Origin of the sequence: Kribbella pratensis, assembly GCF_004365355.1 — a bacterium.
Classification (GTDB): Bacteria; Actinomycetota; Actinomycetes; order Propionibacteriales; family Kribbellaceae; genus Kribbella.
The window spans coordinates 1,900,004-1,923,921 of record NZ_SODP01000001.1 but is presented as its reverse complement, the minus strand read 5'-3'; the positions used below and the strand labels follow the sequence as shown (position 1 = coordinate 1,923,921).

The following is a 23,918-nucleotide window of genomic DNA, read 5'->3' as shown; positions in this document are numbered from 1 at the left end:
GGGGGGTGGGGCCGGATGATTCAGGGGTTCGATCCGCCCGTCGAATGCTGGAGGGGCCCACCGCATGAGGATCCGAGTTCTGGTGAGTGCTGCGGCTGCGGCCGCGCTCGTGGCAGCAGCGGTCGCAAGTCCGGCTCAGGCGTCACAACAGGCGGTCGCCGCGCCGGCGGCGCCGACCTTCGTCGACGGTCTCGCTCAGGCCGTCTTCTCGACCAACCCCGCCGATTGGTACAGCGGTGAGGTGTGGGTGCAGGCGCCGTTCGACAGCGACCACGACGGCGCGCCCGACCGGATCCACGCCGACTTCACCGCGCCGTCCGAGGTCCTCACCCAGGGGCTGAAGGTGCCGGTCATCTTCGAGGACAGCCCGTACTACGCAGGTACGGCGGACGAGTACAGCAACTGGGGCGTTGATCACGAGCTCGGCTCCCCGCCGGCAACACGTCCGCGCGCTCCGTTCTGGTCGGCTTTCGACACCAGCCCGGTGATCAGCACCGTCTACGAGTCGACCTGGGTGCCACGTGGGTTCGCCGTCGTCCACGCGGAGTCGCCGGGCACGGGCCATTCGGACGGCTGCCCGACCTCCGGCGGCAGGAACGAAACCCTAGCCGCGAAGGCCGTGATCGACTGGCTCAACGGTCGAGCCCGCGCGTACACGACCAAGGACGGCTCGACCCCGGCGGTCGCCGGCTGGACGACCGGAAACGTCGGCATGATCGGTACGTCGTACAACGGCACGCTGCCGGAGGCCGTCGCCACGACCGGAGTGGCCGGCCTGAAGGCGATCGTGCCGATCTCGGCCATCTCGGACTGGTACGACTACTACCGCGCCAACGGCATGGTCCGGGCGCCGCACTCGTCGTCCAACCCGTCCGGCAACAACAACGCCTTCCAGGGCGAGGACCTCGACGTACTGGCCGACGTTGTCTACTCACGGCTCGACGAGATCGGTGCGCGGACCATCTGCCAGCCGGTGATCGACGACATCGAGCGCAACATCGATCGCGCCACCGGCAACCGCAACAAGTTCTGGCAGGAGCGCGACTACATGAAGGACGTAGGCAACGTCCGTGCCGCGACCTTGCTTGCCCATGGCAACAACGACTTCAACGTGATGACGAAGAACGCGGCCCAGTTCTACGCCGCTCTGAAGAAGCAGCACGTGCCGCACATGTTCTACTTCCACCAGGGCGGCCACGGCGGCGCGCCACCCGACGTACTCGTCAACTACTGGTTCACCCGGTATCTGTACGGCGTGCAGAACGGGGTCGAGCGGTTGCCGCGATCGTGGGTTGTTCGTGAGGCCGCGTCGTGTCCGCCGCGGCAGACGACGGTGGCCGGCGAGCAGTCCAACACAGCGACGCTCGCGGTCGCGGATACGCAACCGTTCCGGATCGGGTTCTCCTTGACCGTGCCGCAGACCAACTCCGACGGCACGGTCACCACCACGACCCGGCTGATCGCGAAGATCCCGGACTCGACCCATCTGGTCCTGGCCTCCCCCGTGGCAACAGCCGCCGGCCAGAAGGTTGCCGATGGTGCGACCGTCAGCCTGCAATGCGGCAACGCCAACCCGACGCCGTACGCCGAGTGGCCGGATCCGGCCGCCGGCCAGGCAGGACTGCATGTCACGCCGGGAGCGCCGACACGCGGCGGCCTGACCTTCGCATCGGTCAAGGCGGGAACCGAGACGCTCACCGACGACTCATCGATCGCGGCGATCACTTCGGCGAACGCGCCGTCCTCGGGGGTGCGGCTGGTGTACCAGACGCCTCCGCTGACCAAGCCGGTCCGCATCAGCGGTACGCCGTCCGCCTCGCTGCAACTCGCCTTCAGCGCATCGAAGGCGAATGTCACCGCTGCGCTGGTCAGCTACTCCCCGACCGGTACCGGCACGATCCTCACCCGCGGCTGGATGGACCCGGCCAACCGCGTGTCCGACTGGATCGATGCCCCGGTCAAGCCGGGCAAGATGTACCGGCTGGACATCGACCTGCAGCCGAAGGACACCGTCGTCCCGGCCGGAAACAGACTGGCTCTGATGATCGTGTCGAGCGACCGCGACTTCACCATCCGGCCCGCGCCCGGCACTCAACTGACCCTCGACCTTTCCCGCAGCTCCATCGACATACCGGTGGTCGGCGGCCGCAAAGCCTTGGCCGACGCCTTCAACTAGACAGCAGAGCGAACGCTTCGAGCACCGAATCGAAGTGATGATCCGCAATCGGTGAGTCCACCGCATGGTGGCTCCCGATGCGGATCGTGCGAAGGCCGGCGTTGATTCCACCTGCGATGTCGTACGCCGGATGATCGCCAATCATCCACCCGCCCTCGAGCCCCGCGCCGGCACCCTCGGCTGCGATGGCGAAGATCCGGGCATCGGGCTTTCGGACCCCGACGGCGCCCGAGATGCAGCAGTAGTCGACTGCGCGGTCGATACCCGTGTGCGCGAGTTTGGCTGACTGCTGGACGACGTTCCCGTTCGTCACCACAGCCACCCGCCAACCCGACGCACGCAGAGTCGCCAGCCCATCGAGTACCTCGGGATCCACCGAGGTGAACGGCGGGTGCTCCCGGTCGTAGTCGTCCACCGAAATCCCCACACCGAACCGCCGCTCGAATCCTCGGAACAACTCGCCGCGCGGCGTGAACCCGCCGTTGTCATTGGCAATCAGCCAGTCCACCGCCTCCGGACCAAGTCCGGCCCGGCCAACCCACCAGCGCGCCCACGCCACAAACGCCCTGTCGCGGTCGATCAACGTGTTGTCGAGGTCGAAACAGACCAGCCGTGACGTCATGGCTCAACCCTTACACAGCGCGCCACACCCAGGTGACTCGGTCGTACAGGCGCTCGAAACCGGCTCGTTGCAGGTTGTGGAGGGACGTGTTGTGCTCCCCCGGTGCTTCGGCGCCGGTCTCGGCGACCATCCAGCGGCAACCGGCGGCCCGGGCGCCGCGGAGGCGGGCAGTGAGGAGCGCCGACTGTGCACCACGACCGCGGGCGCCCGGCACGGTAGCGCCGCCGAACATGTCAGCGCACTCACCGTTGACGAAGATGCTGCCGACGGCAACGATCTCGCCGTCGTCCCAGACGGCGTATTGCTGCCAGTTCGCGCGGCCCACGCACGACGCGGTCATCTCGGCCATCGCCGGCGCGGCGAACCCGAAGGTCGCCATCATCACCGTCGCGAACTCCCGCGCCTGGGGCGGCTCGACCAGACCGACCCGCAGACCTGGGCCCCCAGCGCCCCCAGCGATCCCAGCGAGCGCGGTCTCGATCTCGCAGCCCAGTTTCGCGTAGCGACCGCCAGGAGCGAGGTTCGACTTCGCGGCAGTCGTTTCCCAGTCAGCGGGCAGCAATGACGGCGCGATCGCGAGCGCCCCCTGCGACAGCCCTTGCTCGCGGAAGAAGTCGCACACCTCCGAGAGCGCGTCCACCCTGATCGACTCGGTGGTCGGAAACCCGCCGGCCCGGTTGAAGAACCCGCTCGGGTCCTCGCGAAGCACCAGGGCCTGTACGTCGCCGATGCGCCGCGAGCTGATCCCCAGCGTTTCCCGTACCGACGCCGACGCACCGGCCGCGAAGTCGACGTACGCGGCGATCTCGGTCTGTTCGGCCAGCCCGACCGGCACCGTCATGCCGGCTCCTTCACAAAGTCCAGTGCAGCAGCGACGAACTCGTCCGTCTGCTCGAGGTGACCGAAGTGGCCGCTGTCCTTCAGTTCGCGGAGCCGTACGTCGGGCATCCCGGCGTCGATCTCGTACGCGAACCGCGGCGCGCAGATGAAGTCGTAGCTGCCGACGATCACCAGTGCGGGCACGTCGATCGTGCCGAGCTGGTCGCGGACGTCCCACTCGACCGGTAGCCGGTTCGGGTCGTGTCTCGTCTGCAGGGTCAACTCGCCGACCCGCGCGATCGTCGCCCGGTAGTCGGCGAAGTACGCCGGCAGGATGCCGCTCAGGTACTCCCGGTGTGACTCGTCGTCGGTGATTTCGAGGGTCTTCGTGACGGTGGCCGCGTCCCAGATCCGGCCCGCCTCGACGGCCTCCGGGCGCTCCGCCCAGCGCTTCACGAAGGCCGCCATCTCGTCGGTCGCGACCTCGAACAGTTCCGGCCCGTAGACGGCTGCGGTGTCGTAGAGGATCAGTCCGCGGAGCCGGTCCGGGTGGTCGATGCCGAGCTGCAGCCCGACGAAGCCTCCGTGCGAGTGCCCCAGGAAGTAGCCGGTCTCCGAGCCGAGGTCGTCGAGCACAGCCGCCGCGAAGTCTGCGTAGCGGGAAAGGGAGTAGTCCCCGTCCGGAAGCAGATCGCTCTCGCCGGAACCGATGGGGTGCAGGTAGACCATCGTCAGTGAGCTCTCCAGCTCCGGGATCCGGAGGTAGCCCGGATGTACGCCGGGGCCGCCCGAGTGCACGAGGCAGACCGGTCCAGTCCCCGCCACCTCGTAGACCAGCCGGATACCGTCGACGACGACGGTGTGTTTTCCATTCATACCCGCAGGATGCGGTGACGTCCCGGGAAAGTTCGATCGCGCCGCGAACTTCTTCTCAGCGTTTGCGCGGGTGGTACAGCCGCACCTTGCGGACCCGGTCCTGGTCCAGGTGCTGCACCCACACGACGCTCGGCGGGCAGTGCGTCGGGTCCTCCGGCGGGCTGATCAAGGCAGCCTCCCAAATGACGATCTCGCGGCTCGCCACCACGTTCACCACCTCTTGGCGTACGCCGTCCGACACGTCCCGGTCGAACGCCTCCGGCAGATAGCCGATGTCCGTACGCTTGCCGGTCGGCCACAACACCTGCGCCTCGGCCGACCACCGGTCGGCGATGGTCGACGCGAGCTGACCACGTCGACCGGACTCCATGAAGTCCTCGGCGATCCCACGGTGAAGCGCGGTCACCGCAGCAACGTCGTCGTGCACCCCGTCCGCTGAGCTCAACAACGCATCCGTCAGCTTCGCGCGTGCCTGATGCAACCGGCTACGCACCGTCCCGACCGGCAGCTCGCACAGCGCCGCGATCTCCTCGTACGACGTCACGTCGGTGAAGTACCGCAGCAGGGTCACCAGCCGTAGCCCCGGCGTCAGCGCCTCGAGTGACGTCCAGACCCAGTCGCGGAGCGCATGCTGGTCCAGCACCTCGGCCGGGTCAGGAACCGCATCGAGACGCGCGACCGTCGCAGGCTCGGCCACCGGAACCGCGGACATCTTCCGCAAACGGGCGCGACAGACGTTCCGCACCACCATCTTCAACCACGGGCCGACGGCATCCGGGTCCTGGACATCACTGATCCGGCGCAGCGCGATCATCACTGCTTCTTGTACGGCGTCCTCGGCGTCGTGGCTGTGACCGAGGACCGAAACCGCGACTGCCTGCATGCCCGCCCGGTGTCTGCCGAGCAGCAGGCCGAGCGCTCCCTCGTCGCCGGAGTTGGCGGCGCGGAGCAGCTCGGAGTCCTGCGGCGCTCCGCTCACCACATCGATCACGCAGAAAACCCTACGTGAACCCGCCGAGCCCTCAGACGTCGATGCGGTTCTCGTCCAGTTCGTAGGCGCCCTGGACCAGGAACTCCTTGCGGGGGGCAACGTCGTTGCCCATCAGCAGGTCGAAGACCTGGGCCGCCTCTTCCGCGTGGTCGACCGTGATCCGGCGGAGCGTGCGGTGCCGCGGGTCCATGGTGGTCTCGGCCAGCTGGTCGGCGTCCATCTCACCCAGACCCTTGTAGCGCTGCGGTGGCTCCTTCCAGCGGACGCCCTTCTTCATCAGCTCGGCCGTCTTCCGCTGGTACTCCGCGTCGCTGTAGGTGTACAGGTACTTGTCCTGACCCTTCTTCGGGTTCGTCAGTTCGAACCGGTGCAGCGGCGGTACGGCGGTGTACACGCGTCCGGCCTCGACCAGCGGCCGCATGTACCGGAAGAACAGCGTCGCGAGCAGGCAGCGGATGTGGGCGCCGTCGGAGTCGGCGTCCGCCATGAAGATGATCTTTCCGTACCGCGCCTGCTCCAGGTCGAACGTCCGGCCGGAGCCGGCGCCGACGACCTGGATGATCGACGCGCACTCGGCGTTCTTCAGCATGTCGCCGACGGACGCCTTCTGCACGTTGAGGATCTTGCCCCGGATCGGCAGCAGTGCCTGGAACTCCGAGCTGCGCGCGAGCTTCGCCGTACCGAGGGCCGAATCGCCCTCGACGATGAACAGCTCGGACCGGTCGACGTCGTTGCTCCGGCAGTCGGCCAGCTTCGCCGGCAGCGCCGACGACTCCAGCGCGGTCTTCCGCCGCTGAAGCTCACGGTGCTGACGAGCCGCCACCCGGGTCCGCGATGCGGCGACGACCTTCTCCAGAACGGCGCGTGCCTGCGCCTTGTGCTCACGCTTCGTCGAGGTCAGGAACGCCTCGAGCTCCGACTGCACGACCTTCGCCACGATCCGCGACGCCGCCGGCGTACCCAGAACTTCCTTGGTCTGGCCGTCGAACTGCGGCTCGGCCAGCCGCACCGTGACGACCGCGGTCATGCCTTCGAGCACGTCGTCCTTGATGATCTCCTCGCCGCTCTTCAGCAGGCGGGTGCCATCAAGTGCATTCGTGAAACTCTTCGACAGCGCCCGCTCGAAACCGTTGACGTGGGTGCCGCCCTTCGGCGTGGCCACGATGTTCACGAACGACCGCAGCTCGGTCTCGTACCCATCGCCCCAGCGCACTGCGATGTCGACGTCGAGATCGCGCTCGACGTCGGACGGCGTCATGTGGCCGGCGTCGTCGAGCATCGGCACGGTCTCGGTGAAGTGACCCGTCCCGGTCAGGCGGATGACGTCGGTCACCTTCTGGTCGGTCGCGAGGAACTCGGTGAACTCGCTGATGCCGCCGTCGTGCTTGAAGTGCTCCTCGGTGACCTCGTCACCGCGCTCGTCGCGGATGACCAGCAACAGGCCGGGCACCAGGAACGACGTCTGCCGCGCCCGGGTCACCAGCTCGTCGTAGTTGAAGGCCGCGTCCTTGGTGAAGATCTGCCGGTCCGCCCAGTACCGGATCCGGGTGCCGGTGACACCCTTCTTCGCCCGGCCCGCCTTCCGCAGCCCCTTCGCCGGGGTGAACCCGGCGTTCGCGCCCTCGCCGTCGAACTCGCCGGCCACACCGCGCCGGAAGGAGGTCGTCCACACCGACCCGCCGCGGTCGACCTCGACGTCCAGCCGCGCGGACAGCGCGTTCACGACCGACGCACCGACACCGTGCAGACCGCCGGACGCGTTGTACGACCCGCCGCCGAACTTGCCGCCGGCGTGCAGTTTGGTGAACACCACCTCGACACCGCTGAGCTTGGTCTTCGGCTCGATGTCGACCGGGATGCCGCGGGCGCGGTCCCGCACCTCGACCGAGCCGTCCTTGTGCAGGATGACGTCGATCTGCTCGCCGAAGCCGGCCAGGGCCTCGTCCACGGCGTTGTCGATGATCTCCCACAGGCAGTGCATCAGACCGCGGCTGTCGGTCGACCCGATGTACATACCGGGCCGCTTCCGGACCGCCTCGAGGCCCTCGAGGACGAGCAGATGGCGGGCGTTGTACGCCGGGTCGATCTCGGTACTGCGAGGCGTCGGGGCGGCCACTGGGCTCCTTCACTGGTTCACACGCTTACTACCGACAGCCTATGTGGCCGCACCCCCAAAACGTGGCAGGCGGGGCCCGGTACGGCATCTGGCCGGGAATGCAGAGGGGAACCGGATATACATGATGCGACAGGTATCGATCCGGACTCGATTCGGAGTGGCGTACGACACTCCGATTCTCAGCACACGGTGATGGTTCCATGGCGCACAGTGAGAGAAGAAGCACTCCGCCGCCGTGGCTCACCGGAAAATCCCCCACCTACGAAACGATTCCGCGTCAGCGAGCGTCATACGGAGACAGGTGGTTCGTCTCACATACGGACACGTTGTCCCCACCGGGAAGCGATCCGCGTGTCAGGATGTTGCAATCTGGTGAGTACGGAACTAGATGAGATGAGGCCTCAATGACTACAGCACTCGCCCCGAGTTCGGCCCTGTCGGCCGCGGATCGTTGTGACCGCTGCGGTGCGCAGGCCTACGTCCGAGTCACCTTGACCAGCGGTGGGGAGCTACTTTTCTGCGCCCACCACGGTCGGGAGCACTCGGAGAAGCTGCGCGACATCGCGATCACGATCCACGACGAGACCGGGCGGCTCGAAGCCACCCAGACGGTCGCTGCGGAAGAAGAGCGGTAAGCCCCAAGGCTGTCCCAAACGCGCCAACGGCGGCGCCAAAGTCATACAGGCTTCGATGGCGGTTCACCCGGACGGGTGACCGCCATCCTTCCTTTACACGACAGGTACTCCGGGCCCCGGGCCGTGCCTCCGCAGTTCGTGCCAGGCCCGCGCCAACCGGGTCACCGCATCATCAAGCACTTGTTCCGAGTAGGCGAACGGCACCCGTAAGTAGTCGTCGTGCGATCCGGACGGATCCATCGCCTGGCCCGCCACCACTTCGACACCGTGCCGCAACGCCACCTGTGCGAAGACTCGCGCGTCCGTCTCCGGCAGCCGGATCCACAGCGCGGACCCGCCGACCGGTGTGCTCCATTCCCATTCGGGCAGACGTTCGGTCAGCAGCTCCCCCATCAGCTTCTTCCGGGCCGTGGCCAGCTCAGCCCGGGTCGCCGTCAGCTCCGCGAGTCGCGGCAGCAAACGCGCGGTCAATGCCTGATCGATCAGCGGACTCCCGAGATCGGCCAGCGCCTTGTGCCGGGCCAGGCGCTCCGCCAATGGTCGCGAGGCCCGGATCCAGCCGATCCGCAGGCCGCCCCAGACGGCCTTCGACACCGACCCGATCGTGAGTACCTCGGCAGAGTCCGGAGCGTACGCCGCGAGCGGCGGCGGGATCGCCGGCCCGGACGGATCCCACGCCGAGTACGCGTTGTCCTCGACCACCACGACGCCGTACCGCGCGGCGAGCCGGGCGACCTGCCGGCGCCGGTTCGCCGACATCAATCGGCCGGTCGGATTGTGGAACGTCGGCATCACGAACAGCATCGCCGGCTGGTGCTCCGCGAACGCCGCCTCGAGCAGGTCCGGCCGGATCCCGGCATCGTCCAGCGGTACGCCGACCACTCGCCCGCCGGCCGCCCCGAACAGGTCGAAGCAGCCCGGCCAACTGGGCTGCTCGATCGCGACCGCGGCGCCGCTGCGCAGGTACATCTGCGTGACCAATGCGATCGCCTGATGCGCTCCGGTCGTCACCACGATCTCGTCCGCAGCCGTGGGCAGTCCGGAGTCGGTGAAGTGATCGGCGATGCGCTCTCGCAGCACGGGGAGGCCGCGCGGGTGGTAGCCGACGTCGCCGAGCAGTGCAGGCAGCTCGGTGGAGGCGAGGTCGATGAGCTCTGATGACAGTTCGGGCAGGCCGGGGTCGACGGCGTACGTCAGGGAGATGACTTCGCCGGGGCCGACGGTGATGCGATGGAACAGCGACTCGCCGTACCCCGTCGGGATGTGCTTGTCCGCTCGTGAACGACCACGTCCGGCCGCGCGCGCCACCGTCGTACCGCTGCCGCGGCGGCTCTCGACCAGGCCGCGGGCGCGGAGTTCGTCGTACGCCGCGACGACCGTCGAGCGGCTGATCGCGAGTGACTCGGCCAGCCGGCGTTCGGCCGGGAGGCGCGCGCCGACCGGGAGCTCGGCGGATCCGATCAGCGCCGTGATCTCGTCGGCCAGTCGCCGGTACAGGCCGCCCGCGCGGCCGCTCAGCCGGTGACCGATCAGGTCGGCCAGGGCGGCAGGGTCTCCAGAACGGTCCACTTCTCCTCTTATTGGCTCGGGTGGACTGCTTCCTCCGCGGCCAGGCTAGTCCTGCCAAGCAGTCCAGTTCGAGAAGGAGAGACATGGGGATCGGTCAGGTGCTGGGGTTCGCCGGCGCGACGGTCGTGCTGGTCGGGATGCCGGGGCCGAACAACCTGTACATCTCGCTGCGTAGCCTCACGCAGGGACGCCGCGCCGGCGTGGTGTCGGCGCTCGCCGTCGAGACCGGGACGCTCGTCTACATCCTCGTCACAGCACTCGGCCTGGCCGCGCTGGTACAGGCCTCCCCCAGGCTGTTCGCCGCGATCACTGTCACCGGCGCGCTCTACCTCGCCCTCCTCGGCATCAAGACCCTCACGGCGTCGGCGACCGAGCTCAACGGCATCTCGCCGGCACCGCTCGGACGAGTGTTCCGCGACGGCGTCGTGGTCAACCTGCTCAACCCGAAGGCCGCGCTGTTCTTCCTGGCGTTCCTCCCGCAGTTCACCACCCGCGGCGCCGGGCCTGGCCAACTCCGCACCGAGATGCTGCTGCTCGGAGTGGGCACGCTGCTGATCGGCCTCGTCCTCGACCTCTCGTACGCGGTCGGCGCCGACGCGATCGGCCGACGCTTCCGATCGGTCCGTACGACGGGACGCGTGCGGAATCTCGTCGTCGCGACGATCTACCTCGGGCTGTCCGCGTTTGCGCTGATCACCGCGCTCTGAGGCGCTTCGAGCACCGTCAGTTGGTCGCCGTCGAGGCGCACGGATAACGTGTCGGTGCCGACGCGCAAACCCCTTATCTCGAGCGCGTTCCAGGGCATCGACTCTGCGGGATTGATGATGAGGGTGCCGCCCGGGACGTCCGGCTCGATACCGAGCGCGGCCACGAGCACCGCGACCGCGGACGCGGCCGCCCACGCCTGCGGACGACACGACAGCGGGTACGGCGTCGGCGTGTTCTCCTCGCTCGTACCGCGGCCGCCGTACAACTCCGGGAGCCGGTAGCCGAACGCCTCCGCTGCGCGGATCAGGCCGTCGACGTACGACGCCGCAACGTCGGACTGGCCGGTCGCGAACAGGCCTTGGACTGTCATCGCGGTGTCGTGCGGCCAGACGCTGCCGGTGTGGTAGCCGAGCGGGTTGAAGCGGGTCATTGCCGTGGACAACGTCCGCAGTCCGAAGCCGCTGTTCAGATCGTCGCCTGCGAGGACGTCGGCGACCACTTGCTCCTCGTCGGCATCGAGCAGGCCGGTGCCGAGCAGGTGGCCCATATTCGAGGCACGGCCGGCCACCGGGTTCTTCGCGCCGTCGAGCGCGATTGCCGGGTAGCCGTCGACCCAGAACGTCTTGCGGAAACGCTCCTGGAGTGCGACCGCCCATTCGCGCCATTCGTCTCCGGACTCGCCGTGCGCGTCGAGCAGTTCGGCGCCCTTCACCGCGGCGGCGTACGCGTAGCCCTGCACCTCGCACAACGCGATCGGTGCTGTGGCCAGCGTGCCGTCCGGCCACTGCACCGCGTCGACGGAGTCCTTCCATCCCTGGTTGGCCAGGCCGTGCCCGGACTCGTCGACGTACTCGAGGAAGCCGTCGCCGTCCGGGTCGGCGTACTCCTTCATCCAGGTGAGCGCGCGCTGCAGGTTCGGCACCAGGTCGCGGACCTCGTCGGCGGGCATGCCCCAGCGCCACGCCTTGTGCAGGGTCATGATCCACAGCTGGGTCGCGTCGTGGGTGCCGTAGTACGCCGCGGGGAGGACCAGGCCGCCGCCGTGGTCGGCGACCTCGGCGCGCAGCTCGTGCGGGATCTTGCCGGGCTGCTCGGCCGACTCGGCGTCGACCTTCGTACCTTGCCAGGCAGCCAGCGCGCGCAGGGTGCCGGCGGCGAGGGCGGGGTCGACCGGGATGAGCATTCCGGACGAGATCAGCGAGTCGCGGCCGAAGAGCGTCAGGTACCAGGGCGGGCCGGCGCCGAGGTACCGGTCGTTGCCGGCGGCCAGCTGGAGTGCGCTGATGTCTTCGAGCGAGCGGTCGATCCACCGCTCGACGCGCTTGTCGTCGCAGTGGACAGTGACGTCGTACGGCGTGCGCTCGGCAGGCGGCTCGATCGAGAAGCCGGTGGTCGACTTCGGGAAGTCGGCGGTGACGCGGAGGGTGATCGTGAACTCCTCCCCCGGCTCGAGCCGGGGCGTCGCCGTGACGCCGGGGTCGGCGGTCACCACGACGCGGGTGTTGCTGCTCTCCCAGCGCGTACGGCCGGGGCCGTCCGGGAGCGGAGCGAGTTGCGGCAGGCTCGCGGCGGCGCCGCTGCGGACCGCGGCCGTGCCGGCAAGGTCGGTGCCCAGGGCAACGTCCAGCAGGCCTTCGACCGTCGAGCGGGAGCGGTTCACCAGGGTGATCTGCTCGATCAGGCCGTCGTCGTCGACCGTCCGGGTCCGGTACAGCATCACGGTCGGGTCGTGCCGGGTGTCGCCGAGGCCCTCGACCATCGCGACGTACTGATGCGTGGCCGCGTCGCGCTCGTCGACGTGGACCGGGATCGGTTCCCGGCCGTCGACGGTGACGCTCAGCCGGGAGAGGATCCGCCGGTCCCGCGCGTACACCCCCTCGGCGCCGGTGCCGGTCAGCTGACCGGATCGCGGCGAGAGAACCACCCACGGGGCGGCAAGACCGGTGACCAGTTCGTGCAGTGGGGACATGCCTCCACCCTAGAGGCCCGCTTGTGCGGCAGAGTGGGGGTGTGGAGACGGGTGTGACTGTTCTGGTCGGGATCGCGATCTTTGTCGGGATCGTGGGCATCGTCGTGCCGATCCTGCCCGGGGCGATCCTCAGCCTGGCGGCGATCCTGGTCTGGGCGATCGTCGAGCACAGTGCGACGGGGTGGATCGTGTTCGCGATCACCGCGGTCCTGATCGGTGCCAGTCAGGTGGTCAAGTACGTCGTACCGGAGCGCCGGCTCCGCGAGGCCGGCGTGCCACGACGCTCGATGATCGTCGGCGTTCTGCTCGGCATCGTCGGGTTCTTCGTGATCCCGGTGATCGGCATGTTCATCGGTTTCCCGGTCGGCGTCTACATCTCCGAGTCGCAGCGGCTGCGCAGTCACGCGGCCGCCTGGACCTCCACCAAGCACGCTCTTCGTGAGACCGGCGTTTCGATGCTCATCGAGCTCCTCGGTACGTCGCTGGCCGCCGCGCTCTGGCTGATCGCCGTACTGTTCGTCGTCTGAACTGCCAGCTGATTCTCAGGTGCACCGGAGGTTCGTCTCAGTTCGGTGGTGCAGCGTGGAAAGACCCAGTGCCAGGTGACGGCCCGGCACGCAGTACGGAAGGCGCAGCAGGATGAAGCTTTCGCAGAAGCGATGGCGGCTCATCGGCACCGTGGCCGCGGTTGTCGTGACCACGACGGCCGGCGGGGTCGCCTGGGCGGCGACCAACGCGGATCCGACGCCGTCGCCCTCGGCGTCGCCGTCCACGCCCGGACAGCAGCAGAAGCCCGACCGGCCCGGTAAGGGCGGCTTCGGGCCGCGTGGCGAGTTCGGGCTGGGCGGCGCCTTGCACGGCGAGTTCGTCGTACAGAAGGAAGGCGGCGGCTACCAGACCGTCGCGACGCAGCGTGGCTCGGTGACCGCGGTCAGCAAGGACTCGATCACGGTCAAGAGCGACGACGGCTACAGCCGCACGTACAAGGTCGACGCCGACACCCTGGTCAACTCTGCCCGGGACGGCATCGCCTCGATCAAGACCGGCAGCACCGTGACCGTGAGTGCGGTGGTGGCGGACAACACCGCGACCGCGACGATGATCAACGACGGTTCCGCCCGCGACGCGGCCGGTCAGAAGTGGGGGTTCAAGCACGGGCCGCGCTGAGTCAGTGAGCCTGGTGACTCACAGCTGATTGCCAGGAAGCTTCCAGGGTTCACATGGGTACTGACGGCACACTGACAGCATGAGTCCGCATCTGCTGGTGGTCGACGACGAGCCGAACATCGTCGAACTCCTGTCCGCAAGCCTGCGTTTCGCCGGGTACGACGTGACCACGGCGACCCATGGCGCCGAGGCGCTGCGCAAGGCGCGTGACGTGGAGCCCGACCTGGTGGTGCTCGACGTGATGATGCCCGGCCTGGACGGGTTCGAGGTGGTGCGCCGGCTCCGTGGTGAGGACCGGCACGTGCCGGTGCTGTTCCTCACTGCCCGTGACGCGGTCGAGGACAAGGTGCTCGGTCTGCAGACCGGCGGCGACGACTACGTCACCAAGCCGTTCAGCCTGGACGAGCTGGTCGCGCGGGTGCGCGCACTGCTGCGCCGGTCCGGTCACCGCGAGCAGGCCGCGACCGAGGCCGCCGTACTGCGTTATGCGGACCTGGAGCTGAACGAGGACAGCTACGAGGTGTTCAAGGGCGGTCAGGCCGTCCAGCTGTCGTTGACCGAGTTCAAGCTGCTGCGATGCCTGCTGGAGAACGCGGAGCGGGTGATGTCGAAGGGCCAGATCCTCTCCGCGGTGTGGAACTATGACTTCGCCGGTGACGCGGGCGTGGTCGAGTCGTACATGTCGTACTTGCGCCGCAAGGTCGACACCGGAGACCAGAAGCTGCTCCACACCGTCCGCGGGGTCGGCTACGTCCTGCGCACCCCGCGAGGCCCCAACTGATGCAACCGACCCACCGGCGGTTCGCCGACCGGTACCCGTTGCGTGTCACCATCGTCGTCGTACTGCTGGCGCTGGTGGTCGTTGCGCTGGGCGCGTCCGGCGTACTGGCGACGACGATCATGCGCGGGTATCTGATCGACCGCGTCGATGAGCAGCTGCAGCAGACCGCGGTGCCACTGTCCCACGCACCGTCCGATCGTCGTCCGTTGCCGCCGGGAGCCGGCCCGGCGCGGCGGCAGTTGCCGAGCCAGTTCGTGGTCCAGTTCAGCAACTCCGAAGGCGACAGCGACAACGGGCCGGTCGGCGCACGGCCGGACGAGACCGAGCCGCTGCCGAAGTTGCCGACGCTCAATCTGAACCAGGTCCGCGCGCTCAACGGGAAGTCGTTCAACGTCGACGCCCAGTCCGGCGGCGCGACCTGGCGGGTGCTGGCGGTGCCGACGGAAGACGAGCAGGGGTCCGTCATGGTCGCGCAGAGCCTGAAGGAGATGGACCACACGATCCAGCGCCTGGTCGGGATCCAGGTCGCCGCCGGAGTCATCCTGCTGGTGCTGCTGGCCGGGGTCGGGACCTACGTCGTACGGCGAAGTCTGCGCGGACTCGAGGACGTCGAGCACACCGCGGTGGCGATCGCCGGCGGGGATCTGAGTCGGCGCGTGCCGCAACGGGATCCGCGGACCGAGGTCGGGCGGTTGTCGCTCGCGCTGAACCAGATGCTCGGTCAGATCGAGACCGCCTTCGCGCAGCGGACGGCCTCGGAGTTCGCCGCGCGGCGATCCGAGGACACCGCCCGCCGTTCGGAGGAGGCCGCACGGCAGTCGGAGGAGGCCGCACGGCAGTCGGAGGACCGGATGCGGCGGTTCGTCGCGGACGCGTCGCACGAGCTGCGTACGCCGTTGACGTCGATCCGTGGGTTCGCGGAGTTGTCGCGTCAGCGGGGCGACACCACGGACTCAGACACCATGCGCCGCATCGAGGACGAGGCGAAGCGGATGGGTCTCCTCGTCGACGACCTGCTGTTGCTGGCGCGCCTGGATCAGCAGCGCCCGCTCCGGATGGAGTCCGTCGACCTGCTCCCGATTGCCGCGGACGCCCTCCACAACGCCCAAGCCATCCAGCCCGATCGGAACCTCTCGCTCACGATCCTCCCTGACTCGGAGGCTCCCGTTGTCGAGGGCGACGAAGCCCGCCTCCGGCAGGTGCTGGGCAACCTCGTGAGCAACGCGCTCAACTACACCCCGGTGGATGCGCCGATCACTGTCTCGGTGGGCACCCGCGGCAACGAGGCGGTCATGGAAGTCAGCGACACCGGACCAGGCTTGTCCGACGAGCAGAAGGCCCGGGTCTTCGAGCGCTTCTACCGAGCCGACACCGCCCGCAACCGCACCACCGGCGGCTCAGGCCTGGGCCTCTCCATCGTCGCCGCCCTGGTAGCCGCCCACAACGGCCGAGTCACCACCACCGACACCCAACCCCACGGCGCGACCTTCACCATCTACCTCCCGCTCAACCAATAGCCCTCCCCACCGGCAGGCTCAGCTGGTGGGGTTGCCGAACCAGCGGGTGAGGTGCGTGGTGAGGTCTTGCTGGGCGGTGCCGAGCCAGGCGATGTGGCCGTCAGGGCGTAGGAGGAGGGCGGGGGCGTCTACTGCGGCGGTGGGATCGGTGAGGTGGTCGACTCGGTCCGACCAGCCGTCGACAGTGAGGTGTTCGGTGCGGTCCAGGAGCATGCCGCGGCCTTGGTGCAGGAGGTCGTAGAGGTCGCCGTACTTGGTCTTGATGTCGCGCAGTCGGCGGCCTTGCAGGTCAGGGCCTTCGCCGAAGTCGTAGCGGATGTCGATCGCGGTGATCTTCTCGATCAGGCGGCGGTTCACCTCGTCGAAGTCCATGAGTTCGGTGAGCAGCCGGCGTACGGCGAGTGGGCCCGGCTCCGTGGAAAGCAGCTCCATCTGGGCGCGGGTGTTGTCCAGAACGTCCTCGGCAACCGGGTGGCGTTCCGCCTCGTAGGTGTCCAGCAGCATTTCCGGCGCCCAGCCGCGGATCTGTGCGGCCAGTTTCCAGCCGAGGTTGAATGCGTCCTGAATGCCCAGGTTGAGACCTTGCCCGCCCGTCGGCGGATGAATATGCGCGGCATCGCCCGCGAGAAATACGCGCCCGATCCGATAATGCTCGGCCAGCCGGGTGGCGTCGCCGAAACGCGACAACCAGCGCGGGGAATGCGCGCCGAAGTCGCTCCCGGAGATGGCGCGCAGGTGTTTTCTGAAATCGTCGAGTGTTGGCGGTCCGGCGCCGTCGCTGACTCCCGCTACTGGGACTACGACGCGATAGATCCCGTCGGCGAACGGCGTGATGCTGAACGTCTTGTACGTCTCGCGGACTTCGGTCACCTTGGCGGCGAGCTCGTCCTGTGGCACAGCTAGTTCGAGCTCGCCCATCAGAGTCTCGTTGCGCGAGGGCTCGCCCGGGAAGCCGACCCCGAGCACCTTGCGCACCGTACTGCGAGAACCGTCGCAGCCGACGAGATACCGCGAACGCAACCGCTCCCCGTCGTCCAGGCGGACAGTCACACCCTCGTCGTCCTGCTCGAAGTCGACGACCGCGGAACCGCGCCGTACCTGCGCACCCACCTGGACTGCGTGTTCCTCGAGGAGTCGAACGACGACCGGCTGCGGGATGCCGAGCAAATAGGCGTGAGCGGAATCAAGACCTGCGGGTGCGGGCTTGTTGATGGCGGCGAAGAAACCGCCCGCCGGGCGTTTCCGGCCATGTTCGAGCATGCGATCCAGCAGGCCGCGCATTGCCATCAGTTCGAGACTGCGAATATGCAGTCCGACAATTCGGACGATGGACGCGGGTTCGGTTTCCTGGTCCAGAACGAGTACGCGCACGTCGTGCAACCGCAGTTCGGCGGCGAGCATCGCGCCGGTCGGGCCGCACCCGGTGATGATTACGTCGAAGGAGTCCATAGGTGGTGATCTGCAAGCTACATCACCCCGTCCGACGCGGTCGAACAGATTGCCCGCGCGCCATACTGGAACGGTGAACCGCTACCTGCTGGACAACCGTCGCCCGGAGGCCGGCGAACGGTTCGCGGCGCTCGCCGAGCTGTTCGACCCGTGGACCTTTCGTCACCTCGACGACCTGGGGCTCGGCGAAGGATGGCGATGCTGGGAGGTCGGTGCGGGCGGCGTCTCGGTGCCGCGCGGCCTGGCTGAGCGGGTCGGGACGAGCGGGCGGGTGCTGGCCACCGATATCGACGTGTCGTGGGCCGAGCCCGCGGCCGGCGGCGTCCTCGAGGTACGACGGCACGACGTACTCCGCGATCCACCGCCGGCGGAGAAGTTCGACCTGGTTCACGCCCGGCTCGTTCTGGTCCATCTGAAGGATCGCGCGGCCGCGATGCGGGTCATGATCGATGCGCTCCGGCCGGGCGGATGGCTGGTGATCGAGGACGCCGACCCGGCCCTGCAACCACTCGCCTGCCCTGACGAACACGGACCCGCCGAAGCGCTGGCGAACCGGCTGCGCGCCCAGATGCGAGCGCTGATGGCTGAGCGCGGGGCGGACTTCGCCTACGGTCGCACGTTTCCTCGGTTGCTGCGTGAGTCGGACTTGGAGGACGTCGGCGCGGAGGCCTACTTCCCCATCGCGTCACCGGCGTGCGCGGTGCTGGAATCGACCACACTCCAGCATGTGCGCGATCAACTCCTGGCCGCAGACCTGGCGACGCCCGAGGAGATCGAGACCCATCTCACGAACCTCGCACGCGGCGATCTGGACCTCATGCTGGCCCCGATGATCACCGCGTGGGGCCGCAAGCCCGCCTGATACTCCAGACCTGGGCGAGTCTGGACCCACCGCCTCCGAACTACAGCTTCGGGAAGGTGCGGTTGGCGGTTTCGCCGTGTTCCAGGACTTGGGCCGCGGGGCCGAGAATCTTGGGGTCGGGCCGGCCGACCAGTTCCACGTCCTTGTCGGTGTAGTCGTAGAGGCTGAGGACGTGGCGCATCGCCTCCAGCCGCGCGCGCTTCTTGTCGTTGCTCTTCACAACGGTCCACGGCGCGTGCTCGGTGTCGGTGTAGTGGAACATCGCCTCCTTCGCCTCCGTGTACGCCGCCCATTTGTCGAGCGACGCGAGGTCGGTCGGCGACAGCTTCCACTGCCGCACCGGGTCGATCTGGCGGATCGTGAAGCGGGTCTGCTGCTCGGCCTGCGACACCGAGAACCACAGCTTGACGAGCAGGATCCCCGACCGGACCAGCATCCGCTCGAACTCCGGCGCCTGGCGCATGAACTCCTCGTACTGCTCCTGGTTGCAGAACCCCATCACGTGCTCGACGCACGCGCGGTTGTACCAGGAGCGGTCGAACAACGTCATCTCGCCGGCGGCCGGCAGGTGCGCAACGTACCGCTGGAAGTACCACTGGGTCTGCTCGCGGTCGGTCGGCTTCTCGAGTGCGACGATGCTCGCGCCGCGCGGGTTCAGGTGTTCCATGAACCGCTTGATCGTCCCGCCCTTGCCCGCCGCGTCGCGGCCCTCGAACACGATCACCAGCCGCTGCTTCGAACGCTTCACCCAGTACTGCAGCTTCAGCAGCTCGATCTGCAGCAGCCGCTTGTCCCGGTCGTAGATCTCCCGCGGCAGGCGCTCGCCGTACGGATAACCCTCGCGCCAGGTGTCGACCGGCGTACCGTCGGCACGCAGCAGCACCGGGTCGTCGTCCTCCTCGTCGAGGACACGAAAGCCAAGCTCTTGCACGAGATCAGGGGTGTTCATACCTCCAGATTCAACTCCCTCGATGGCCGCCAGGTGAACAGCTCACCGGCGACGGAGCTTGACCGTGCAGTCGCGGCGATTGATCAGCTCACCGTCGCGCATCACCTGCGCCCGGTCGTGCACGCGACTGACCAGCGTCTCCCACTCGCCGTCCACGAGGTCGAGGCTCTCGATGACCTCGTCGGGCGTCGGAAAGTGAATGTCCGGGTGCGGGTTGTGCTCCCCCGGCGGGAACCCCATGTGCCCTTCGATCAGCAATACGCCGTGAGGAGCGACCACACCGGCTGCGCTTCGGAGGATCGCGTCCCGCGGCAACTCCGTCTTCGAATGCAGGAACTGCACCGACACCAGATCGAACGAGCCCTCCGGGAACGACCGCCCGAGCTCATGCTGCTGCCAGTCGATCCGGTCCTCGACCCGGGCGTCCTTCGCGTGCTGCGCCGCACGTCCCAACGCAACCGACGAGATGTCGACCCCGGTCACCGTCCAGCCTTGTTGCGCGAGCCAGATCGCATCCGCGCCTTCGCCGCAGCCCAGGTCGAGCGCGCGGCCCGGCGTGAGATCGGACACCTCGTCCACCAGGACGACGTTCGGCCGACCGCTCCAGATCTGGTCGCGCTCGGCGTAGAACGAATTCCAATAATCCTCGGACAGCTCCTCGGTTGTCATGTGAAGATGCTGCGTTGAGCCGACGACGGCAAGCAAACATGTTTGCCAGACCGGCAACTCACGACGAAGGAGTGCTGTGATCGAGGACGGCGAAGAGATTCCGCTGCTCGGCGGTGACGTGACCGAGGGGCTGGTCCGCGTCGGCGACACGGTACGACGCCCGCCGGGCGAGCGGGACGAGCTTGTCCGGGACGTGCTGCTGTACCTCGAGAAGACCGGCTTCGAAGGAGCACCGCGGTACCTCGGCGTCGACTCCGCGGGCCGCCACGCTCTCACGTACGTCGAGGGCGAGGTCGCCGGACGCCCGCGGCCGCCGTGGATCGCCGACGAGGAGCGGGCGCTGTCGGTCGCCCGGCTGCTGCGCGCCTACCACGACGCGATCGAAGGATTCGGGATCCCGCAGAACCTGCCGGCCCCGATCCAACCGCCCGGCCTGCCTGACCTCGACGACCCGCTGGAGCTGATCGGGCATCAGGACGTCACGCCGGAGAACGTCGTCTTCCGCGACGGGCGCGCGTACGCGTTGATCGACTTCGACCTGGTCCGTCCGGTGAGCCGGGCCGGCGACGTCGTGAACCTGATGCTGTGGTGGGCGCCGTTCGGCGAGGACGCCGACCTCGATCCCCAACTGCGCGGTCTCGACCGGCCGCGGCGGTGCCGCCTGCTCGCCGATGCCTACGGCCTGTCCGAACCGGACCGCGAGCGACTGATGAACCTCGCGATCGCCCGGGACGGGCGCGCCTGGCACACGATGAAGTACCGCGCCGAGACCCTGGGCGGCGGCTGGCAGCGGATGTGGAGCGAAGGGGTCGGCGACACGATCCGCCACCGCCAGGCCTGGCTCGAAGAGCACGCCGACCGCCTCACGACCGCACTCCTCGCCTGAACTGCAGCGGAAGGCTGACCGCGGCTGAACCTGACCGCCCCTGACCAGGCTCAGCCGCGGCGCCTGCTCAGCGGGTGATGGTGACCTCGGAGCCGACCCGCGCGGATTCGTAGATCGCCGACAGCATGCGTGCCATCTCCAGGCCCTGCTCGGCGGTCGCGTCGGCGGGGATCTCGCCGCGGCAGATCTGCAGGAAGTGGTCGATCTGGTTCGCGAACCCGACCTGGAAGTCGAAGCCGAGCGAGTCGATCTGCGGCTGGATGTGCAGCAGCGTGTCGTGCCGCTCGGTGATCATCAGCAGCTCGGGCTCGATCTCGGCGCCGCCCTTGTCGCCGTGGATCTTCACGCTCGTCGAGTTCCGTGCGTGCAGCGAGTACGACGTGTCCACGTCGAGGACCGCCCCGCCCTCGAACCGGATCTGCGCGGTCGCGTAGTCCTCGACGTTGTTGACCTTGGTCTCGGACGCGGCGCGGTACCGGGTCAGGTGCTGGATGTTGTCGCGCGCACCGAGCGGCGAGAAGGTCGCGCCCGACACCGAGACCGGCTTCGGCATCCCCATCAGGTACCAGCACAGGTCGATGATGTGCACGCCCAGGTCGATCAGCGGACCGCCGCCCGACACGTTGACGTCGCCGAACCAGCCGCCGGGGTTGCCGGCCGCGCGGATGATCGTTGCCCTCGCGGCGTAGATGTCGCCGAACTCGCCCTCGTCCAGGAAACGCTTCGTCACCAGGGCATTCGGGGCAAACCGCCGTACGTAGCCGATCTGCAGGGCGTTGCCGGTCTCCTTGGTCGCCTTGACCAGCGCCTCGGCCTCGGCGACCGTCACGGACATCGGCTTCTCGACCAGCACGTGCTTGCCGGCCCGCAGCGCTGCTTCCGCGATCTTCGCGTGCAGCAGGTTCGGCACGCAGATGCTGACCGCGTCGATGCCGGGATCGTTGAGGATCTCGTCGACGACATCGGTCGCCCGCGGTACGCCGAACTCGTCGGCGCGCGCCTTCGCCCGCGTCTGGTCGATGTCACACACGGCCACGAGCTCGGCCTGCGGGTTCTTCTGGTACGAGATCAGGTGCTGGGTCGCGATCGCGCCCACCCCGATCACTGCGATACGGGTCGTCATGTCAGGCAGCTCCTGCCAGTCGAAGAATGCTGTTGAGCGAGCGCGAGATCGCGTCCGGGGTCGACTCCAGACCCTCGAACTCGAGGCTCACCGGTACGTCGGGCTTGGTGTTGACCAGAGCGAGCAGACCGGGCAGGTCGACATCGCCGTGCCCGGAGATCGTGCCGAGCAGGTAGTCGCCGGCCAGCGTCTTCAGCCAGCCGTCGCCGGCCGACCGGCGGATGTGGAAGTCCTTCACGCCGATGGAGGCGGCGAGGTCGATCAGGCCGGCGGCCGTCTTGCCGGGCACCTCGCCGACACACAGACCGTTGCCGAGGTCGAGCGTGACGCGGAAGTTCGGGCGGTCGACGGCGTGCACGAGCCGCGCCAGCCGGTCGCTCCCGTTCATGAAGAAGCCGTGGTTCTCGATCGTCGACGTGATGCCCAGCTCGGCCGCGTGGTCGGCGACCGCACGGCAACCCTCCACGACCTGCGCGAACGTCGTCTCGAACTCCCCCGGGTCCTGCTCGCGCCACGACCACGGCGCGACGTCGTGCCGGAAGATGCGGGCGCCGAACCGGTGCGCGACATCCAGTTGCCGACGGAGCCGGTCGATCTCCTTGTCGTCGGCGGTCCGCAGATCGCCGCTGACCAGATAGTTCACGATCGGTACGCCGATGTCCGCGGAGTGCTTGGCCGTGGCGTTCACGACGTCGGGGTTCTCCAGGTAGTACTCGCCGTCCATCGCGGCGACCTCGATATGGCCGGCCGGCGACGCGGCCACCCAGTCCAGGACCGCGATCAGGTCCATCTCGCCGCTGGTCATGAGCGAGCGGAAACAGTACGAGCTGACTCCGAGCTTCACTTGGTGGTCCTCTCAGGTGTTCAGGGGATTGATGCGGTGCTGATCCGGTGCCATGGACTCGGGTAGTCCTTGACGCCGTAGATGTCAGAGCCGAACCGGTCGAATGCGTTGCCGACCGCCCCGAGCACCACCGCCTCGCGCCCCAGAGCCGAGGCGACGAACGGTGGACGTTCGGGGAAAACCAATTCGTTCTCGACCGCTGCGACGAGCGGCCGCAGCAGTACGCCGCTGTCCTGCGCGAGGCCGCCGCGGACGACGACAACCTCGGGATCCACGGTCAGCAACACCGTCGCGATGCGGCCGGCGATCTGCGCACAGAAGTCCTCGATCTCGGCCTGCGCGTCGGCATCGCCCTGCGCGGCCGCCGTCAGCACTTCCTCGCCGGTCGGATGCGAGGCCCAGATCAGCTGTCCCCGTTGGGCGTTCCGCGTCCAGCGCATGCCGCGCTGCGCGCCGAGTTCCCCGGCAAGGCGGTGACGCCCCTGGCGGATCACCCCGTTGAGGACGATCGACACGGACAGGCGTTGACCGATCTGGAGGTAGACGACATCGGAGTACCCACGGCCCGCGCCGAGGCGCTGCTCCGCGAGTGCCGCCAGCTTGATGTCGTTGTCTACGGCAACGGGTTTGCCCAGGTCCTGCCCGACGACGTCCGCGGTCTGCAAGCCGACCAGCCCGGGCAGCGCGAGGCTGGCGCGGAGGTAGCCGTTGGGTTCGATCACACCAGGCAGCGCGACCCCGACCGCACGAAGCCGCCCGAGGTCCAACCCAGTCTCGTCGGCCGCGAGGTGTACGGCGTGCTGGATGAGCTCGGTCGTCGGCTCCTGCCTGAGTTCGGTGTAGGCGACGCGGCGGCCGGACAGGTCGCAGATGATCGCGCGTACGCCGCGTGGGCCGAGGTCGACGCCGGCCACGAGACCGGCCTCCCGGGCGAACCGGAAGGCTCGCGCCGGGCGGCCCGGTCCCGCGGTCGACGGCTCGGTCGGTTCGACGAGGCCGGCCCCGATCAGATCGTCGAGGACGGCGTGCACCGTCGGGCGGGACAGGCCGGTGCCGGCGCTGATGACGCCGACCGTCTGCGCGTCGTCGGCGTCGGCCAGGAAGCGCAGGCAGGCGACCTGGTTCGCGCCTCGCACAGTGTCCATCGGCCCCAAACCCTGTTATGCAACCGGCTTTAATAAAGACGGTAA

At 68.2% G+C, this 23,918-nt stretch carries 22 protein-coding genes; 9 read left to right on the top strand and 13 right to left on the bottom strand.

Features of this window, described 5'->3' with window-relative positions; all coding sequences use genetic code 11:
* Positions 1–64: 64 nt before the first annotated feature.
* The gene (locus tag EV653_RS09075; RefSeq protein ID WP_134100084.1) at positions 65–2,176 is read left to right on the top strand and encodes a Xaa-Pro dipeptidyl-peptidase; all 2,112 of its coding nucleotides are present in this window, start codon (positions 65–67) and stop codon (positions 2,174–2,176) included.
* On the opposite strand, the gene EV653_RS09070 is transcribed toward EV653_RS09075, so the two are convergent.
* From EV653_RS09070 to EV653_RS09050, 5 genes are read right to left on the bottom strand one after another with little or no spacing between them, the layout of a single operon-like run.
* Positions 2,169–2,798 (bottom strand): HAD family hydrolase, encoded by a 630-nt coding sequence (locus EV653_RS09070; protein ID WP_134100082.1) that lies wholly within the window; start codon positions 2,796–2,798, stop codon positions 2,169–2,171. The genes EV653_RS09075 and EV653_RS09070 overlap by 8 nt on opposite strands.
* A gap of 10 nt (positions 2,799–2,808) precedes the next feature.
* Positions 2,809–3,639 (bottom strand): GNAT family N-acetyltransferase, encoded by an 831-nt coding sequence (locus EV653_RS09065; protein ID WP_134100079.1) that lies wholly within the window; start codon positions 3,637–3,639, stop codon positions 2,809–2,811.
* Positions 3,636–4,493, bottom strand: coding sequence for an alpha/beta fold hydrolase (locus tag EV653_RS09060; RefSeq protein WP_134100076.1), 858 nt, complete (start codon positions 4,491–4,493; stop codon positions 3,636–3,638). Before EV653_RS09060 ends, EV653_RS09065 begins: the two co-directional genes overlap by 4 nt.
* 55 nt (positions 4,494–4,548) lie before the next feature.
* On the bottom strand, positions 4,549–5,484 hold the full coding sequence (locus EV653_RS09055) for an RNA polymerase sigma factor (protein ID WP_134100073.1): 936 nt from the start codon (positions 5,482–5,484) through the stop codon (positions 4,549–4,551).
* Between the two features lie 31 nt (positions 5,485–5,515).
* Positions 5,516–7,600, bottom strand: a complete 2,085-nt coding sequence (locus EV653_RS09050; RefSeq protein ID WP_134100070.1) for a DNA gyrase/topoisomerase IV subunit B — start codon at positions 7,598–7,600, stop codon at positions 5,516–5,518.
* Between the two features lie 404 nt (positions 7,601–8,004).
* Between EV653_RS09050 and EV653_RS09045 the strand changes: the two genes are divergently transcribed.
* Positions 8,005–8,235 carry a DUF7455 domain-containing protein gene (locus EV653_RS09045; protein ID WP_134100067.1) on the top strand — a complete coding sequence of 77 codons (231 nt, stop codon included), beginning with the start codon at positions 8,005–8,007 and terminating at the stop codon, positions 8,233–8,235.
* A 93-nt stretch (positions 8,236–8,328) separates the two neighbouring features.
* Here EV653_RS09045 and yczR read toward each other — a convergent pair whose 3' ends face one another.
* The gene (yczR, locus tag EV653_RS09040) at positions 8,329–9,804 is read right to left on the bottom strand and encodes a MocR-like transcription factor YczR (protein WP_202871517.1); all 1,476 of its coding nucleotides are present in this window, start codon (positions 9,802–9,804) and stop codon (positions 8,329–8,331) included.
* Between the two features lie 83 nt (positions 9,805–9,887).
* On the opposite strand from yczR, the gene EV653_RS09035 reads away from it, so the two are divergent.
* Positions 9,888–10,511 (top strand): LysE family translocator, encoded by a 624-nt coding sequence (locus EV653_RS09035; RefSeq protein ID WP_134100061.1) that lies wholly within the window; start codon positions 9,888–9,890, stop codon positions 10,509–10,511.
* Here EV653_RS09035 and EV653_RS09030 read toward each other — a convergent pair.
* The gene (locus tag EV653_RS09030) at positions 10,469–12,481 is read right to left on the bottom strand and encodes an amylo-alpha-1,6-glucosidase (protein ID WP_134100058.1); all 2,013 of its coding nucleotides are present in this window, start codon (positions 12,479–12,481) and stop codon (positions 10,469–10,471) included. The two genes, EV653_RS09035 and EV653_RS09030, sit on opposite strands and share 43 nt — an antisense overlap.
* Before the next feature lie 53 nt (positions 12,482–12,534).
* Here EV653_RS09030 and EV653_RS09025 point away from each other — a divergent pair, with 53 nt between their 5' ends.
* The 4 genes from EV653_RS09025 (at position 12,535) to EV653_RS09010 (ending at position 15,946) form a co-directional block, all read left to right on the top strand.
* Positions 12,535–13,008, top strand: a complete 474-nt coding sequence (locus tag EV653_RS09025; protein WP_238159640.1) for a DUF456 domain-containing protein — start codon at positions 12,535–12,537, stop codon at positions 13,006–13,008.
* Positions 13,009–13,120: 112 nt separating this feature from the next.
* Positions 13,121–13,648, top strand: coding sequence for a DUF5666 domain-containing protein (locus EV653_RS09020; RefSeq protein WP_134100053.1), 528 nt, complete (start codon positions 13,121–13,123; stop codon positions 13,646–13,648).
* Between the two features lie 79 nt (positions 13,649–13,727).
* Complete coding sequence (locus EV653_RS09015; protein WP_134100049.1) at positions 13,728–14,429, top strand: response regulator transcription factor; 702 nt, start codon at positions 13,728–13,730, stop codon at positions 14,427–14,429.
* Positions 14,429–15,946, top strand: coding sequence for a sensor histidine kinase (locus tag EV653_RS09010; RefSeq protein WP_134100046.1), 1,518 nt, complete (start codon positions 14,429–14,431; stop codon positions 15,944–15,946). Before EV653_RS09015 ends, EV653_RS09010 begins: the two co-directional genes overlap by 1 nt.
* Positions 15,947–15,964: 18 nt before the next feature.
* Here EV653_RS09010 and rox read toward each other — a convergent pair whose 3' ends face one another.
* Entirely contained in the window at positions 15,965–17,395 is a 1,431-nt protein-coding gene (gene rox, locus EV653_RS09005) for a rifampin monooxygenase (RefSeq protein WP_134100044.1), read from the bottom strand.
* A 73-nt stretch (positions 17,396–17,468) separates the two neighbouring features.
* Here rox and EV653_RS09000 point away from each other — a divergent pair, with 73 nt between their 5' ends.
* Positions 17,469–18,257, top strand: coding sequence for a class I SAM-dependent methyltransferase (locus tag EV653_RS09000; RefSeq protein ID WP_202871516.1), 789 nt, complete (start codon positions 17,469–17,471; stop codon positions 18,255–18,257).
* Between the two features lie 40 nt (positions 18,258–18,297).
* On the opposite strand, the gene ppk2 is transcribed toward EV653_RS09000, so the two are convergent.
* Together ppk2 and EV653_RS08990 are read right to left on the bottom strand one after the other, a co-directional pair.
* The gene (ppk2, locus tag EV653_RS08995; protein WP_134100039.1) at positions 18,298–19,206 is read right to left on the bottom strand and encodes a polyphosphate kinase 2; all 909 of its coding nucleotides are present in this window, start codon (positions 19,204–19,206) and stop codon (positions 18,298–18,300) included.
* Positions 19,207–19,248: 42 nt separating this feature from the next.
* Positions 19,249–19,875 carry a class I SAM-dependent methyltransferase gene (locus EV653_RS08990; protein ID WP_134100037.1) on the bottom strand — a complete coding sequence of 209 codons (627 nt, stop codon included), beginning with the start codon at positions 19,873–19,875 and terminating at the stop codon, positions 19,249–19,251.
* 76 nt (positions 19,876–19,951) lie between these two features.
* Here EV653_RS08990 and EV653_RS08985 point away from each other — a divergent pair, with 76 nt between their 5' ends.
* On the top strand, positions 19,952–20,761 hold the full coding sequence (locus EV653_RS08985; protein WP_134100033.1) for an aminoglycoside phosphotransferase family protein: 810 nt from the start codon (positions 19,952–19,954) through the stop codon (positions 20,759–20,761).
* Between the two features lie 67 nt (positions 20,762–20,828).
* On the opposite strand, the gene EV653_RS08980 is transcribed toward EV653_RS08985, so the two are convergent.
* The 3 genes from EV653_RS08980 to EV653_RS08970 are packed head-to-tail and all read right to left on the bottom strand — an operon-like array spanning position 20,829 to position 23,873.
* Complete coding sequence (locus EV653_RS08980; RefSeq protein WP_134100031.1) at positions 20,829–21,884, bottom strand: Gfo/Idh/MocA family protein; 1,056 nt, start codon at positions 21,882–21,884, stop codon at positions 20,829–20,831.
* Position 21,885: 1 nt separating this feature from the next.
* Positions 21,886–22,728, bottom strand: a complete 843-nt coding sequence (locus EV653_RS08975) for a sugar phosphate isomerase/epimerase family protein (RefSeq protein ID WP_134100028.1) — start codon at positions 22,726–22,728, stop codon at positions 21,886–21,888.
* Between the two features lie 20 nt (positions 22,729–22,748).
* Positions 22,749–23,873: an ROK family transcriptional regulator gene (locus tag EV653_RS08970; protein ID WP_134100025.1), complete on the bottom strand. Its 1,125-nt coding sequence runs from the start codon at positions 23,871–23,873 to the stop codon at positions 22,749–22,751.
* Positions 23,874–23,918 lie beyond the last annotated feature (45 nt).

What these genes read in the sequence shown, in the direction of transcription:
- EV653_RS09075 (WP_134100084.1), top strand. Translation starts at nt 65, where the DNA reads ATGAGGATCCGAGTTCTGGTGAGTGCTGCGGCTGCGGCCGCGCTCGTG.
- EV653_RS09070 (WP_134100082.1), bottom strand. Translation starts at nt 2,798, where the DNA reads ATGACGTCACGGCTGGTCTGTTTCGACCTCGACAACACGTTGATCGAC.
- EV653_RS09065 (WP_134100079.1), bottom strand. Translation starts at nt 3,639, where the DNA reads ATGACGGTGCCGGTCGGGCTGGCCGAACAGACCGAGATCGCCGCGTAC.
- EV653_RS09060 (WP_134100076.1), bottom strand. Translation starts at nt 4,493, where the DNA reads ATGAATGGAAAACACACCGTCGTCGTCGACGGTATCCGGCTGGTCTAC.
- EV653_RS09045 (WP_134100067.1), top strand. Translation starts at nt 8,005, where the DNA reads ATGACTACAGCACTCGCCCCGAGTTCGGCCCTGTCGGCCGCGGATCGT.
- EV653_RS09035 (WP_134100061.1), top strand. Translation starts at nt 9,888, where the DNA reads ATGGGGATCGGTCAGGTGCTGGGGTTCGCCGGCGCGACGGTCGTGCTG.
- EV653_RS09030 (WP_134100058.1), bottom strand. Translation starts at nt 12,481, where the DNA reads ATGTCCCCACTGCACGAACTGGTCACCGGTCTTGCCGCCCCGTGGGTG.
- EV653_RS09020 (WP_134100053.1), top strand. Translation starts at nt 13,121, where the DNA reads ATGAAGCTTTCGCAGAAGCGATGGCGGCTCATCGGCACCGTGGCCGCG.
- EV653_RS09015 (WP_134100049.1), top strand. Translation starts at nt 13,728, where the DNA reads ATGAGTCCGCATCTGCTGGTGGTCGACGACGAGCCGAACATCGTCGAA.
- EV653_RS09010 (WP_134100046.1), top strand. Translation starts at nt 14,429, where the DNA reads ATGCAACCGACCCACCGGCGGTTCGCCGACCGGTACCCGTTGCGTGTC.
- rox (WP_134100044.1), bottom strand. Translation starts at nt 17,395, where the DNA reads ATGGACTCCTTCGACGTAATCATCACCGGGTGCGGCCCGACCGGCGCG.
- ppk2 (WP_134100039.1), bottom strand. Translation starts at nt 19,206, where the DNA reads ATGAACACCCCTGATCTCGTGCAAGAGCTTGGCTTTCGTGTCCTCGAC.
- EV653_RS08990 (WP_134100037.1), bottom strand. Translation starts at nt 19,875, where the DNA reads ATGACAACCGAGGAGCTGTCCGAGGATTATTGGAATTCGTTCTACGCC.
- EV653_RS08980 (WP_134100031.1), bottom strand. Translation starts at nt 21,884, where the DNA reads ATGACGACCCGTATCGCAGTGATCGGGGTGGGCGCGATCGCGACCCAG.
- EV653_RS08970 (WP_134100025.1), bottom strand. Translation starts at nt 23,873, where the DNA reads ATGGACACTGTGCGAGGCGCGAACCAGGTCGCCTGCCTGCGCTTCCTG.